Genomic DNA, 14,775 nt, shown 5'->3' on the forward strand with positions numbered 1-14,775 from the left:
CTACCGTTTTTTCAGAGGGGTCTAAGGGCTATGTCCTTTATTTTATCAATGTTTTGACGGGGTTGTCACCCCGTCAATAAATACTTCAAATCCCTTGCCATCCATTAAGTCATTCATCATCATTAATGTCATCACTTTTTTAAGACTAATGGCTCCACTTGCTGTAATTATTGCGGCTCGGTAAAATGGTTTTAGATCGGATACTCTGGTACCATGAGGCGAGCTAGCATAATTCCTGGTTAATAAGTAAAACCCCCATATCATCTATAAATACCAGGTTTTATAGATATATATTTTTCACTTTTTCCCAGTATTCTCCTCTTAATTTTTGCACCGGGTCTGTCGCCGCTTGACTGCTTCGTAGCGTCTTTTTTTGTTAGTCCCAGCCTTTTTAATTCTCGGCACATGGTACTAGGACTTATCCATTGTCCGTAAAAAAATCCCCAGTATTCACAATATTCTGACAAAGTGCTATCTGGATATTTTTCTACCAGTTCATGAAGTTGACGCTTAATCTCCATTCAACTCACTTTAGAGACTTCTACCTTGACGAAGTGGTTGCATATTTCCTGTAAGTTGGTAGCGCTTTAATAGTCGCTCAACAATTATATTTTCTGACATCAAATCTGGTCGCTAGTTGTCTAACTGATGTGTTGCCCTGCACGCACAGCTTTGACCACCTTTTCTCGAACTTAGATCGGTAATGGTTTCATTACTGCTATTAATATACTATTTTTAAGTGTACTCTATTTACCTGCAATTTGCTGTAGCTTTACATCTATAGAAATCCTCAATCATTTGTGAATTGGGAGCATCTCATATTTGTAAAAACACTTCTTCTGGCTCCTTGCTTCTTCCTCTTTCCTTCTGCCTCCTGCCTCCTTCCTCCCAACTCGAATTTTGGGCTTGGCTGCTTTCATTGAGATGCTCCCTGTGAATTTATTAATCCCTCAGAGCGGCTTCGGGGAGGGTTGGGGTGGGGTAAAAAATTTACGACTCTTGCAAGGATTGCTATATGAGTCGATTTTTGCTTGTGGAGTGGAATTTTTTTTACTCTATCATTATCCCCAAATCCCCGACTGCTTAAACACATCGGGATAAGAGAGGGCGATCGCCTTTGACGTTTAATTAGGTTGACTTAAATGCCAAGTCATTCTCGCTAATCCAAATTGCCGCGCGATCGAGAATCGCATTTGACTGATAGTCTTCTAAAGAGGCGATCGCCCAACCACTTGAACTCAGTTTTCTTACCACAGAGATAAGCTTATTGTCAACTGTTTATAGGCACAAAATTGATTTTATTGAATTTTCCTTCTTCCTCAAATCCGTTACATCCGGTACAGTGCTTTGTTGCCGAACTGCCTTACGCCATAAATTTTGGGATACTTAACAGCCTCATAAGAAATTTTATAAAGATTTACAAAAGAAACGTGTCAGAATGGAAACAATAAGGTAATGGGTAAAAGACAAGGAGGCACTGATGGTAGCGCTGACTGAACGAGTCCAACGCAGATTGACGGTGGAAAAAGTCGAAATTGCCTCTGACACAACGGCAATTCGATGCCTGGACTGGGATAGAGACCGCTTTGACATCGAATTCGGGCTCAAAAACGGTACAACTTACAACTCATTCATCATTCGCGGTGAAAAAACCGCCCTCGTCGATACCTCGCACGAGAAGTTTCGCCAGCAATACATGGAAACTCTGACGGGCGAAATTGACCCCAAAGAGATTGACTATCTAATTATCAGCCACACCGAACCAGACCACAGCGGTTTAGTCAAAGACGTGCTGGCGCTGGCACCCCAAGCGATTGTCGTGGGCGCGAAAGTAGCAATTCAATTTTTAGAAAACCTTGTACACCAACCATTTGAGCGATTGGTAGTAAAAAACGGGGACAAACTAGATTTAGGAAACGGCCACATTATCGAATTCGTATCGGCGCCGAACTTGCACTGGCCTGATACTATTTTCAGCTACGACAGCAAAACTCAAGTGCTGTTCACTTGCGATGCTTTCGGGATGCACTACTGTTCCGACAGCACCTTCGATGACGATTTAGCAGCAGTTGAGGAAGATTACCACTTTTATTATGAGTGTTTGATGGCTCCCAATGCTCGATCGGTACTCGCTGCAATGAAGCGGATGGCAGAGTTGGGAGAAATAGGTACAGTTGCGACCGGTCACGGCCCCTTGCTGCGACACAACGTAGTTGAACTCACCGGGCGCTACAAAAAGTGGAGCCAAGCGCAAGCTAAGGCAGAAACCACTGTAGCGGTATTTTACACTTCCGACTACGGATTTAGCGATCGACTCAGCCAGGCGATCGCCCACGGTATCACCAAAACCGGTGTCGCTGTGGAAATGATGGACTTGAGAATCGCCGACTTACAAGAAGTTGCTGAACTTGTCGGTAATGCTGCCGGCATCGTAATTTGTTCGCCACCGAGTGGCGGTACTGCTGCTGTGAATGCCGAAGCCGCAATCAACACAATTTTAGTTGCAGCTAACAACAAACAATCTTTCGGTTTGTGCGAATCTGGCGGCGGCGATGACGTATCTATTTACCCGCTGAGAAACAAGTTCAAAGAGTTGGGTTTAAAAGAAGCATTTCCCAACATTTTAATTAAAGAATCACCGACAGAAGCGAGTTATCAACTTTGCGACGAAGCCGGCACCGACTTGGGACAGTGGCTGACGCGGGACAAAGCAGTCAAACAGATGAAATCCCTCGACAGCGACCTCGATAAAGCTTTGGGACGAATCAGCGGCGGACTGTACATCATTACCGCCCAAAAAGGCGATGTTAGCGGTGCGATGCTAGCTTCTTGGGTAACTCAAGCTAGCTTTAAACCGCTAGGTTTAACAATAGCAGTTGCGAAGGATCGGGCTATTGAATCGATGATGCACGCGGGAGATAAATTTGTTCTCAACGTGCTCGAAGAAGGCAATTATCAAACTTTGATGAGGCACTTTTTAAAGCGTTTTGCTCCTGGTGCCGATCGATTTGCCGGAGTTAAAACTCAACCAGCAACCAACGGTTCTCCCATTCTGACAGAGGCTTTGGCGTACATGGAATGCGAAGTAGTCAGCCGGATGGAACTTTCGGATCATCATATCGTATATGCGATCGTCGATAGCGGCCGCGTCTCCAATCCAGATGCACTGCCGGCAGTTCACCACCGAAAAGTCGGAAATCATTATTAGGTAGGAATTTCGGGTGCTTATGCGGCATCTTACCTACGCAAAAACTCTCAACGTAGGGTGCTTATGGCGAATCTTACCGGCAGCTAAACTTACGGTGCGCCATAAGCCTTTTCTTACTTTTTGCTTTTCCATTTTCACTCTTAGGAATTGCCAATGCCTGCAAATCTTTTAGAAGACCGAGATTACACAATTATTATTGCCAGAAGCGATGCCAGCCGAGACCCTCACCATCCTTGGTACGAGGAGTGGGTAGAAGCACAGGCATCTCTGATTGACTTAGCAAAAAAATGTCAGGAATTTGACAGCGACGGCATCACCCTTTACGAAGCTTCTACTCCTATGTGGAAGTATAAAAATTCAACTGTTGGCCGGTTAGCTGAAATTTTGCAGCGACAAAATACGGAACCGGATTCAGCAAGCCCGACGGCAACTAATTTGGAAGAAGCTCTGAAAGCAAGTTTTAGCGATTATTTCGCAAACAAAACAGATGGCAAAGGGAAGAAAGGAGCAATAATTGTTGCAGTCCTCGATCAAAAACCCCAAGAAGTCGCTGCTGTCGCCGAAATTATTGTAAGTGCGGCAAATAAAATAGAGAAAGATGAAGAAATTGGAGTGAGCTTTATCCAAATTGGGGATGATTTAGAAACCAGGGAATTTCTGACTGATCTGGATACCAATTTACAGGGTAGAGGTGCAAGATTTGACATTGTAGATACCAAGTTTTGGCACGAAATCAAAAGAAGTTCTGTAGTTCAGTTTCTCATAGGTGCAATAAATGACTAACACTTTGATTAATAGACTCGCATCTGATGTCAAACCCCGCGACGTGCAGTTTATCCCGATCGCACTCGATACTTTTATTCTGCGATCGCGCACTTGGGATCGACTCAAATTTGAAGTCGAGTATTCGCTGCAAAAGGGTACGACAGCAAATAGCTATATTATTCAAGCTGACAAAACTGCTTTGTTCGACCCGCCGGGGGAATCTTTTACTCAAAATTACCTGGAATTTTTGCAGAAACGGGTGGACTTGACCAAGCTGGATTACATAATTTTGGGGCATTTCAATGCTAACAGGTCAGTAACAATTAAAGCTCTGTTAGAATTAGCTCCTCAAGTAGCTTTGGTTTGCACGAATCCCGCCGCAATTAGTTTGCGGGCCGCTTTTCCCGAACAAGAATTAAACATTCTGATCGTTCGGGGAGAAGAAACTCTCAATTTAGGAAAAGGTCACGCCTTAAAATTCATCGCGACTCCGACTCCCCGCTGGCCTGACCAACTTTGCACCTACGATCCACACACTAGAATCGTGTTAACGGACAAACTATTTGGAGCTCACGTTTGCGGGGATCAAGTATTCGATGAAGGGTGGAGCGTTTACAGCGAAGATCGGCGCTATTATTACGATTCCCTGCACGCATCTCAAGCAAAACAAGTGCTGGCGGCAATGGATAAATTAGCAGATTTACCCACAGCATTTTATGCTCCCGGTCACGGCCCGATCGTCCGTTACGGCCTTAATGAACTGAGCAATTTGTATCGGGAATGGAGCCAGCAACAAAATTCAAAAGACTTGACAGTTGCTTTGATTTATGCTTCGGCTTACGGAAATACGGCTACTTTAGCGCAGGCGATCGCCAAAGGAATTACGAAAGCCGGTGTTGCGGTGGAAAGTATCAACTGCGAATTTGCCGAACCGGGGGAAATTAAAGAGGCGATCGAAAAATGCGCGGGATTTATCATCGGAACCCCGACGCTAGCAGGACACGCTCCGACGCAAATTCAAACTGCTTTGGGAATTGTTTTATCTACCGCAACTAAGAGCAAACTAGCGGGGGTTTTCGGTTCTTTTGGCTGGAGTGGAGAGGCTATCGACTTAGTGGAAAACAAGCTGAAAGATGCTGGCTATAGAATTGGATTTGAGCCGATTCGAGCCAAATTTAAGCCGACGGCGGCGACGATTCACGAGTGCACAGATGTGGGAACGGATTTTGCTCAAGCTTTGATTCGATCGCAAAAATTGCGGGCACCGAAACCGCAGTTAGCAGCGGGAAGCGATCGCACTGAACAAGCAGTAGGGAGACTCGTTGGTTCGCTGTGCGTAGTCTCGGCGAAGCGGGAGGATGTCACCAGTGCGATGCTGGCTTCGTGGGTGTCGCAAGCAACGTTTAATCCGCCCGGTGTGACGATTGCGGTGGCCAAAGATCGATCGATCGAATCTTTGATGTATGCCGGAGACAAATTTGTGCTCAACATCTTAGCAGAAGGGCGACAGTTGCGGAAGTATTTCATGAAAAACTTTGCTCCGGGAGAAGACAGATTTGCCGGAGTCGAAACAATGGAAGCTAGCAACGGCTGTCTCGTTTTGACTGATGCTCTAGCTTATCTGGAATGCGAAGTGATAAGTCGGATGGAATGCGGCGATCACTGGGTAGTTTATGCGGCGATTGAAAACGGTCATTTGCTCAAAAATGACGGCGTGACAGCGGTGCATTACCGGAAATCTGGGAGTCATTATTAAGGGGAAGTAATCTTGATAAATCCTCGCTTTTCCACAAGTCCGCCGGGGGTTTAAACCCCCGGCTAATAGCAAAAGTCCTCTAAAGAGGACTGATGATTTTAACAGTCCTCTTTAGAGGACTTTTGCTTTGAGGCAGGGGTTTAAACCCCTGCCGGACTGGGGGAAAGCGCGTGTTTAATGATATAAAACTCCCTTACTTTTCTTTTATTTCCTTTTCCGGCCATAGATAAATAGCGCCAGAAATCAAAGTTAAAGCCACAGAAACCCAAAAAGCAATTACTGCGGGAAAATTCCACGCTTCAGACAGAGGAGCAATTAAAAGTGCGATCGCCACAATCTGACTCACCGTCTTCAATTTGCCCCAAATATTAGCTCCTGAAATCGTAGTTTTATTAACACGCCACCCCGCAATCGTCAACTCCCTGCCCAAAATCAAAAACACTCCCCAAGCCGGCACTCTACCCAACTCAATCAACACTAAAAGCGGCGCGAGCACCAACAATTTATCCACCAAAGGGTCTAGAAACTTACCCAAATCGGTAATTTGATTCAGCTTCCTAGCCAAATAGCCGTCCAGCCAATCAGTAGCCGCAGCTACCACAAAAATCGCCGTGCAAATCCAGCGGCTTTGCGCGCTTGGATCGTACAAACCGTAGAGCAGAAAAGGCACTCCCAGTAAGCGAGAGAAAGTAATCAAATTAGGCAAATTCATAAGAGATAGGACTAAGGTTAACTGGAAAATTAAACAAAGGTATGTAGTTGCGCTTTAGCGCTCTGAGCTTAGGAAAGAGCGCCCAAGCGCAACTACATACATAAAATTTAACCCTATTTGTGACAGTTGGTCTTAATCCTAATAGAAAGAAGTTCGGCAACGAAACAGTGTAAGGGATTTAACGAATGTAACCTATCTCAGGAAGAAGTCAGAAGTCGATCGTGCAATTCATTAACTGTCGATCCAGTTCTATGATATAATCTCTGCCGTAAGATTTATTTTCTAATCCTTGTACCAGATTTTCGGGCAGGTCTTGGGCAATTTCATTGCTACAAGAACCAGCAGCTAAAGCGATAGCTGCTACTGTATCGACATCTCCCGAAAAAGCAATGCAATCTTGGAGCAGTTTGCTCATACTATCATTTCGCATGACCGCAGTAATAGCTGCTCTAACACAGACCAAACCTTTAACGCTGACTTCTCCTTGCCAAGGTATCGACCACTCACCAGCTACGTGCCTTTCTAGAAAATTTCCCAAATTCTTCTTTAAACCTAGCTGATAAATAAAGTAATGGGACATCAAAGCGGCCGCTATAGCTGCATTAATGCCATCGGGACTGTTGTGAGTAATTGCAGCTTGAACGGTAGCATTTTCAATGACTTTTTCAATAGTAGGAAAAATGCCAATGGGGCCTGCTCGCATCGCCGAGCCGCTTTTATCGCTAGCGGAGTGAATTTTTTCTAAGAATTCTTTTCCGTCTTGAACTTGTAGCAAAAAATTGTACATTTTGCCAGCATAACCAAATCGCCGATCGCGGTGAAAAGCTGCAACAAATTTGCTGGCTAAAAGTTCCGGTGTCCAAGGTTCTCGGCTGACGATAGCTTCTGCGACGGCTAAACTCATCTGCGTATCGTCTGTGTAACATCCAGGCTGGATGTCGTGACGGGGATGCTTGATGTAGCCGTTGAGATTGTTGTACAATTCGATCGTCTGCTGGTCAACAAATTCAAAACCCGCACCGTAAGCATCACCAATCGCTAATTCTATTAACATATATTTAATCCGTTTCCTACTATTTCATCCCCTGTTTTTTCCTAAAATTTAAAATCCCAAAACACCCCAAAACAGCAAGTCTATTAACACGCACCGTTTTTACTGAAGACAACCCAAATTGTTTGGCAAATCAGATTGATGTCGTAGACAACAGACCACTTGCGCTGATAGTCGAGATCCATGAGTACAATATCGTCAAAGTCTTTCACTCCAGACCGTCCGTTGACTTGCCACTCCCCAGTCATACCGGGTTTGACATTTAAACGTTTCCAGTGAAATTCGTCATAGGCAGCAACCTCATCAGGAGTGGGCGGCCGAGTCCCCACCAAACTCATGTCGCCGACTAACACGTTCCAGAATTGAGGCAACTCGTCCAAACTCGTCCTCCGCAAAAAACGGCCGATGCGGGTAATTCGCGGGTCATTTTCATTCTTAAAAATGTGACCCTTGGCTTGATTCCTAACTAAATGTTTGAGGTTTTCTGCCCCGACAACCATCGATCGAAATTTCCACATTCTGAAAAGCCGCCCTTTGAAGCCGCAGCGGACTTGACTGTAAAGCAGCGGGCCCGGATTGTCCAATAGCATCGCCACTGCCACCGGCACCGCCACCGCAGCAGCAATTGCCAGTCCCAGCAGCGATCCCAAAATATCGATTAACCGTTTTACCTTGCTCGTTACGGATCGGTGATGCTGTTGTTTCGATACACCGACTCTGTAAGTAAATTCTTGAAAAAATAAGGACAGGATTTCTGATAATGATGATTTCCACGAGGCACCCATGGGAAATTTCATATGATTTGTCTCAACTTTAACGATCTCTTACGTCCATCTTATTAGCCATCCCAAATCTGCAGAACCTGAAATGCTGAGCTTTGCACAATCTTTAAAAACCAATAATACTTTTATAAAGTTTCTATGTATTTTTTATAAAAACGTATAAAGTTTATGTAAACTTACGTAAATTTACAGAAAAAAGTTAGTCCTAGACGCAAAAAAACCTGGTTTCGACTAGGACTCTTCCCGAAAGACAGGGAGGATACTACTGAGAAACCGGGTTTTTGGCCGTTTAGCGATAAATATCGGTGCGAACATCCCAAGCAAGTGTTAGCGGCTCTAAGAATTTTTGCTGGCTGCTAGAGGCGAGTTTGGCTAAATATTCGCGGACAACAGAGGCGTGTTCGAGATTCAAACGATAACCCCGTGAGACATCTTCAAAGAAAAGCGGCTCAGCCAAAATTTCTTCCCAATCAGGATTTTGCTTCGACTCCTGGGCCAACAGCATGAAATCTTCCTCCGCAGGCACAAGTCCCGCCGGCAAATTTCCTTCCAAAATCCGCAAAATCCGGGGTTCGCAGGTGCGGGTATTGACGCCCTGACGTTCCAACAACTGCAAAATTTCCTGAAAGCTCAAAGTTTCCTCACCCAAAACCTGCATTAATTCCCACAGCAGAAAAAAGTCGCTGTACTGCTGCTGCGACACATCTAAAATGTGAGGATAGAGACCCAAACTCGCCAACCCGCAGGCAACTCGACCAACTTTTTGGGAAAAATTTGTACTTTCAGATACCGAATTTAATGCAGAATTGTGAATCTCAAAAATATCTCGATCGACCTGCAATTCGTGGTCTTGAACCACGATCGCATTCGGCAGCTTCTGCCGCAACCAGCGGGCGATCGCAGGCCAAGCACCCATACCCCCTGCACAAATCGCCTGATTAATCCCCGCCGGCGACATTCCCGCGCGGCTGAGCAAAGCATTCAATTCGCGGTTTAACTGCTGCACAAAAGGCACTAAAACCAGACTTTCCAAATCTTTGCGCTTCACATCCCAATGCTGCTGGCCAATATCCAAAGCAAAACTTTTTTGATGTTGCAAAATAACTTTTATTTGCCTTGCCGCTTCTAACAATTGCAGGCCAAAAGCAGAACCTTGTAACCGCTGCTGCAATTGATAGCGGCTCGGCAAATCTGGATGCCCCGGACGTGGCAAATCGATCGACATTCCCCACGTTTCATTTTTAGCCAACAACTGACAGATAATATCCTGATCGAAAGCATCGCCAGCAAAACAAAAACTCTGGCAAGTAAAATCAGCACGAGTTAAATCTTGAAGATTGGACGGCAACTCAACTAAAGCTAATTCCACCGTCGCCGCCCCCGCATTCAAAATCAAAGTTCCCCCGCTAAAAGACGAAGCATTAACACTCAGCGGTGCAGCTTCTTCGCCGTCCTTAGCAGAATCCACGGCTGACGACTCGACTTCCATGCCATTTTTTACAGGAGTTACAGCAGCAAGCAAAGTGGCGATCGCATCTTCCACCACAAAAATTTGCGAATCAGAAGCCACCAGAGACGCGCCCAAAACCGCCTCCCGCAGATTGAACATATAAACATCCGACCAGCCGGCAGGAGTCCCCAAAATTACACCCTGCAAGTCTAAAAGCGCCGCATCGAGAGTTTCTGGCGTTAGTCCCGAAGCCCTACAGATTAAATTGGAAACTGGCAATCCTGCAAAAATTGCCCTTGGTGCAGAATCCAAAACTTCCCCCGATCCGTCAAATATTTGTCCCCGCAAACTCGGATTCAAAGTAGCCAGCAGTGCGCGCACACCTTGCAGCGGCAAGGCGATCGAAAAAGCCTGCAAGGGCGACCACTGCAACAGCGGTTCGTACATCCCAGCAGCCTCCCGCTGATAAGGAATGCCCACCTTTAAAGGCAATTTAAAATTTTCCAGTAAAAATTCTCCTGCCGCCAAAGCCTGGGGTCGGAATCCCACTGACTTGACTGTCACCTCTGAGCCTAGGCTTCCTGGGGCTGTGTTCGCCAGCACCGCAGCCGAGGGAATCCGAAAGCTGGCGTCTGCTGCCCAAGCCTCAGCCTGCAATGCTTCCCAGTAAATCGGGTGCAACTGGCCTGCTTCGCGATCGAGCAAAGCCGCAGACAGGCCGCTGGAACCGAAATCAATGCCCAAATACCAGCTAGAATTCCGGCGTTCTCGGGATGGGGCGATCGCACCTGCAACAAAAGGAGGCGCCAACTCTTCCTGCTGTGTGGCAAACTCGCTAAACTCGGTTTTCCCCTCAACAACTCCTGCTTTACTCTCTGTCGAAATTAGGTTTTTTTTTTACTTTCTGGAGGACTCGATCGCAGTTCGTTAGTTTCGGCAGTTTCTGGAGGGGGAGAATCAGTCCAAGGGTGATCGGTCTCGGTCAAACTAGCCAAAATCTCGTCTAGCGTCAAATTCGAGTCGTCTTCCTCTGCAAACAAGTCATCCTCAACTTCGTTTTCCAAAACAAAGGGTTCATCCTCAGGTGAGAGTTCCAACACATCGGAGAACAAATCCTCCAGCGTGCCGAGTTCTTCCTCTGCGGCCTCGGCAAAGGGATTTTTTGCAATGTCCTCGGGGGAACTCGCCGATAAATCCAAGCTGTTAGCGGCTGAGAAAATCGATCGCCGGGAGCTAGTATTTTCCAATCCCTCCAGATTGTAGAGGTCTGCCTCCAAAAGTTCCAGAGTATTGTTGTCCAAATTTAGAGCTCGATCGAGGTCATCTTCTAATGCCTCGACCGGCAGCAAATCCTCGTCCGGCGAAGCTTGGATGTACCCATCATCGAGCCCCTGCGAGGATGAGTCGAACTCACCAGTTTGAACATCGCCGGCACTCGGCACATGGGGCGCGGCACTGGGGTGGTGAGGGCTAATTTCTACAGGCGTTCTCAACGGCAAAGCTGCTGACTGAGGCACAGTAGCGCCGAACTGGTCGCTGAGGTTTTGATCCGTTTCTAGATTTTCTCGATCGTCCGCCTCAAGTTGCACCTCAGCGGTTGAGGGTGGTGCTTCTGAAACTTGAGCTACTGTTGCCACTTGCGGTTCAAATAAATCTGCAGTATCTAAAGTTAGAGCGTCTACAGAATTACCCATTACAAAGTCTGAATCTTCATCTCCTAAAATCTCTTCCAGAGAGTCGCCTTCCTCTAGCAGATTTACAAACAAATCTTCGGTCATTTTTAGCGAGTCGGCAGTTTCATTATCCGCCGCATTTTGATACTCTACACCTTCACTTTCGACCTCGATTTCAGTATTTTCTACCGGGAAACTTTCGATTTGTAATTCTACTTCAGGAACCGCTTCTCCCGCGAACAAACTTGCATACAAATCCTCAATCTCTTCGTTTTTTTCTGTTAACGTATTTTCCGATTCACCGCCAGGAAACCGAGTTTCATTTCGAGATACTTCGGGTGCAGAACCGACAAATTTATCTTCCAACTCCGGGAGCAAAATGGGGGCTTGAATGCGGTCGCGGTCGCGCCTCAACTGTCTGAATTGCGGAGAAATTTCTGTACCGGCGTAGGGCAATCTGTCTTGTTCTCCGAATTCGCCGGTGCGAATTTCCTGCACCGAGTGTTCAGTCAGAGTCTCTGCGGCTGAGTGCTCGATCGAAGTATTTGAAAGGGTGGGAGCGACAGGAGATTGATCGGCTGCGGTTGGGGTGACGGTTTCGAGATTATTTGCTAAATCGATCGGCTGTTGAACGTAGGAAGATGCTTCTCGTCCCAACTGTGCGGCCAAGTGGTTGAGCAAACCTGCGAACATCGCCTCGCTCTGCTGGCTCAAACCGTACATATTTTCGAGTTCTTGTCTCAAGGAAGCTTGATAGCTTTGCAGATTTGCTTGCAAAGCCTCGAACACGCTACCCATCCTAGAATCGAGACTCATCAGCAGACTGTCAGCATGAGATTGGAACAGTTGCATTTGCTCCAACCTCTGAGCCGGCGTCAGCAGCGGCTGTTCTTCTGAGGTTTCTCGGTTAAGTGTTACGTCAATAGCCGATTGTTCATCACCCGCACCGCCCAAAGAGTAAGCTGTTGCGCTGCTTTGCAATAACTGATTTTCTAGGGAACTTAGAATTTGGGAGAAATCGCTAGTCAAGGTTTCTTCCAAGCGGGCAGTCAGTACCTGCAAGAATTCAGCAATGATTCGCTGTTGGTTGGCTTGTTGCTGAGCTAGGGATTGTTGCTGCTGCCGTTTTGCTTCTAGCTGTTTGATTTCTTGAATTAGAGCTTGCTGCTCTTGCCGCAGAGCTTCTATGTCTTCTTGGAGCGGCCCTGTCAGGCTGGAACGCAGGTGGCTGATTTCTCCGGTTACGGCAAGCATGATTTGCTCTGCTGCTGAGGGGCCAGGGGCGGGCAGAGGCACTTTGGGCACTGGAACTGGTTGCGGGCGGACATTTGGGCGGGCGGGGGCTTTTGCGGCCGTTAGCTTTGAGTCTGAGGAAACCAGATAAGCGCGAACTCGCTCTAAAAGTTGGCGCTGGTGGACAGTATCGATCGAACCCGTCCAAGGCAAGCGGGGTGCGGGCTTGCTGAGTACCTCGTCTATCTCAGCAATCAGTGCTTGAATTTTGTACTTCTGAGAATTCAAGGGCGGAACCTCTGGGAATGCGGCTTGGGAGAAACTTTACCGAAAAAAGACTGAAGTCAGGCGGCAGCGATGCCAATAGATAGAATAATCTGAATGCGAGTCCGTCAATAATTCACTAATATTTTCTGACAACTGTTAATTAACGTTTTGCCTTCGGATAACTTCTATTGCCTATGATAGGTTAGCCGGTACTTCCGCACCAAATGCCCGCTGCTATCAATGGCAAGTGCTGTCAAATTCTGCGGCTCAGGGGCGAGTTTCCCGACCCGGAGGCTGATTCCTGCTCGTAAGAGCTGCGATCCCGACGAACTTTTGCCTTCACCGGCTGGAACGGCGGGCCGCACACTGTCACCGCGAGTTTGGTTAGTATGGTGGCGCGCCACTGTCTCTTGCTGTTTCACCGACTTGGAAAAAACCTCAAACAATTTGCGGTTTGGGATACCGAGATTCGGGATTGTTCCCATATACTGGGTTTGAGTAACCTTTAATTATAGCCTTTTATATGTATTCATGGCTAGATACTAATGGTACAATAATCTTGGGGTAGCAGAAAAGTTGGCTGGGAAGTCGGTGGGTTTCGCTCGCCAAGAGCGCCAGTCTTTAGGCTCGCAATGGCTGTGGATTTTGCCGATCGTGCTGACCTTTGCCAGGTTTCAGGCTTGCAGTCGGATTTGGGATCTGTCTACCGTGCTTGCAGGCTTGTGTTCGTCGATTCTGCCTTCTCGACAGCAGGGCCTAGTGACAACAAATCTCTCAGCAGTGTTAAGCTTTCTAAGCGAAGTGCTTTCAAAGGTAATTCGATCGGCTCAGTCGTTTGCCACCTTGCTAAAATTTTGTTAATAAAATTTGCTCAGTGGTATATATCTAAAAAATTATGGTATATTCTTTAGTTTCTAGCTCCCAATCAGAGCTTGAGGCTATTAATTCCCATATTGAGCCTTTGCCCGCAAAACTTTAGAGGTAAAATTGCCGATTTGAGATCCTTGATTTGAGATCCTTGTTTCTTGAATCTCAAATCGAATGACTCGGCTGCAAGCTATTTCTAACTGCCCAGCGCAGCTCAAGCGCATAAATTAAAATGATGGCCTCATGGAAGACCGCTTTAACACCCGAGATCCGAATTCCAATATAAATCAATTGATAGTTTCTACTCCTTTTTTTGCAGGATTACCCGATCCTGTAATCGAGAGAGCAACTGTCCACATCGTTACCCGCAGTCATCCGTCTAATCAAGTGATTTTACTCGAAAATGACTGGGGAACATCAGTGTATTTTATATTGGATGGTTGGGTGAAAATTCGCACCTACAACCTAGACGGAAAAGAAGTAACACTGAATATTTTAGGGAAAGGAGAATTATTCGGGGAAATGGCCGCGATCGAAGAAGCACCGCGATCGACAGATGTGATCACCCTAGCCCCGACACTGATCGGCAATATGCCATCTCAGGATTTTGTGCAGCTCATTCATACCGAGCCACTAGCAGGGATTCGGCTAGCCCAACTGATGGCCCGTCGCCTGCGACAAGTCAACCGCCGCCTGCGTTTGCGAGAGTCGGACAGTACCTCGCGAGTAGCAGATATTCTATTATTTTTGGCCGAGGGACAAGGGAAAATCATGTCCACAGGAGGTACAGAAATTCCCAACTTGCCACACAGAGAATTGAGCAGCCTCAGCGGGCTGGCTCGCGAAACAGTAACGCGAGTGCTGAGCAAGCTGGAAAAAAAAGGAACTATTCAGCGCGAACGTGACGTTTTGTGCATTCCCGACCTGCACGCCTTAGAGCGTCTGTTAGTCTAGAAGTATCAGAGTTTGCTAATTTGAATTAGATTCAACAGCACTCTCTGTTACCTAACT

The 14,775-nt window shown here is 46.6% G+C and carries 11 protein-coding genes; 4 read left to right on the forward strand and 7 right to left on the reverse strand.

Annotated elements, in window-relative coordinates:
• Positions 1-1,128 precede the first annotated feature (1,128 nt).
• Complete coding sequence (locus QUA71_RS14875) at positions 1,129-1,254, reverse strand: hypothetical protein (RefSeq protein ID WP_333286037.1); 126 nt, start codon at positions 1,252-1,254, stop codon at positions 1,129-1,131.
• Positions 1,255-1,480: 226 nt separating this feature from the next.
• On the opposite strand from QUA71_RS14875, the gene QUA71_RS14880 reads away from it, so the two are divergent.
• The 3 genes from QUA71_RS14880 (at position 1,481) to QUA71_RS14890 (ending at position 5,729) form a co-directional block, all read left to right on the forward strand.
• Positions 1,481-3,208: a diflavin flavoprotein gene (locus tag QUA71_RS14880; RefSeq protein WP_333220607.1), complete on the forward strand. Its 1,728-nt coding sequence runs from the start codon at positions 1,481-1,483 to the stop codon at positions 3,206-3,208.
• A gap of 153 nt (positions 3,209-3,361) precedes the next feature.
• Complete coding sequence (locus QUA71_RS14885) at positions 3,362-3,991, forward strand: hypothetical protein (RefSeq protein ID WP_333220605.1); 630 nt, start codon at positions 3,362-3,364, stop codon at positions 3,989-3,991.
• A complete protein-coding gene (locus QUA71_RS14890) occupies positions 3,984-5,729 on the forward strand; it encodes a diflavin flavoprotein (RefSeq protein ID WP_333286039.1) in 1,746 nt (581 codons plus the stop codon). The genes QUA71_RS14885 and QUA71_RS14890 overlap by 8 nt, the downstream gene beginning before the upstream one ends.
• 193 nt (positions 5,730-5,922) lie before the next feature.
• Here the strand turns inward: QUA71_RS14890 and pgsA are convergent, their stop codons facing one another.
• The 6 genes from pgsA to QUA71_RS14920 form a co-directional block, all read right to left on the reverse strand.
• Positions 5,923-6,441, reverse strand: a complete 519-nt coding sequence (pgsA, locus tag QUA71_RS14895) for a CDP-diacylglycerol--glycerol-3-phosphate 3-phosphatidyltransferase (RefSeq protein ID WP_333220601.1) — start codon at positions 6,439-6,441, stop codon at positions 5,923-5,925.
• A 208-nt stretch (positions 6,442-6,649) separates the two neighbouring features.
• Positions 6,650-7,495: an ADP-ribosylglycohydrolase family protein gene (locus tag QUA71_RS14900; protein ID WP_333286041.1), complete on the reverse strand. Its 846-nt coding sequence runs from the start codon at positions 7,493-7,495 to the stop codon at positions 6,650-6,652.
• 83 nt (positions 7,496-7,578) lie between these two features.
• Entirely contained in the window at positions 7,579-8,289 is a 711-nt protein-coding gene (locus QUA71_RS14905) for a sugar transferase (protein ID WP_333286043.1), read from the reverse strand.
• 274 nt (positions 8,290-8,563) lie between these two features.
• On the reverse strand, positions 8,564-10,534 hold the full coding sequence (locus tag QUA71_RS14910; RefSeq protein WP_333286045.1) for a hypothetical protein: 1,971 nt from the start codon (positions 10,532-10,534) through the stop codon (positions 8,564-8,566).
• A gap of 74 nt (positions 10,535-10,608) precedes the next feature.
• Complete coding sequence (locus QUA71_RS14915; RefSeq protein WP_333286047.1) at positions 10,609-12,918, reverse strand: hypothetical protein; 2,310 nt, start codon at positions 12,916-12,918, stop codon at positions 10,609-10,611.
• A gap of 164 nt (positions 12,919-13,082) precedes the next feature.
• A complete protein-coding gene (locus QUA71_RS14920; RefSeq protein WP_333286049.1) occupies positions 13,083-13,382 on the reverse strand; it encodes a hypothetical protein in 300 nt (99 codons plus the stop codon).
• A gap of 625 nt (positions 13,383-14,007) precedes the next feature.
• Here QUA71_RS14920 and QUA71_RS14925 point away from each other — a divergent pair.
• Positions 14,008-14,718: a Crp/Fnr family transcriptional regulator gene (locus tag QUA71_RS14925; RefSeq protein ID WP_006632342.1), complete on the forward strand. Its 711-nt coding sequence runs from the start codon at positions 14,008-14,010 to the stop codon at positions 14,716-14,718.
• The last annotated feature ends 57 nt before the right edge of the window (positions 14,719-14,775 follow it).

This window comes from Microcoleus sp. MON1_C5, assembly GCF_036701875.1.
Taxonomy (GTDB): domain Bacteria; phylum Cyanobacteriota; class Cyanobacteriia; order Cyanobacteriales; family Microcoleaceae; genus Microcoleus.

Bases quoted from the DNA above. Each gene is read 5' to 3' on its own strand.
- QUA71_RS14920 (WP_333286049.1), bottom strand. From the start codon at position 13,382: ATGGGAACAATCCCGAATCTCGGTATCCCAAACCGCAAATTGTTTGAG.
- QUA71_RS14880 (WP_333220607.1), top strand. From the start codon at position 1,481: ATGGTAGCGCTGACTGAACGAGTCCAACGCAGATTGACGGTGGAAAAA.
- QUA71_RS14925 (WP_006632342.1), top strand. From the start codon at position 14,008: ATGGAAGACCGCTTTAACACCCGAGATCCGAATTCCAATATAAATCAA.
- pgsA (WP_333220601.1), bottom strand. From the start codon at position 6,441: ATGAATTTGCCTAATTTGATTACTTTCTCTCGCTTACTGGGAGTGCCT.
- QUA71_RS14900 (WP_333286041.1), bottom strand. From the start codon at position 7,495: ATGTTAATAGAATTAGCGATTGGTGATGCTTACGGTGCGGGTTTTGAA.
- QUA71_RS14885 (WP_333220605.1), top strand. From the start codon at position 3,362: ATGCCTGCAAATCTTTTAGAAGACCGAGATTACACAATTATTATTGCC.
- QUA71_RS14905 (WP_333286043.1), bottom strand. From the start codon at position 8,289: ATGAAATTTCCCATGGGTGCCTCGTGGAAATCATCATTATCAGAAATC.
- QUA71_RS14890 (WP_333286039.1), top strand. From the start codon at position 3,984: ATGACTAACACTTTGATTAATAGACTCGCATCTGATGTCAAACCCCGC.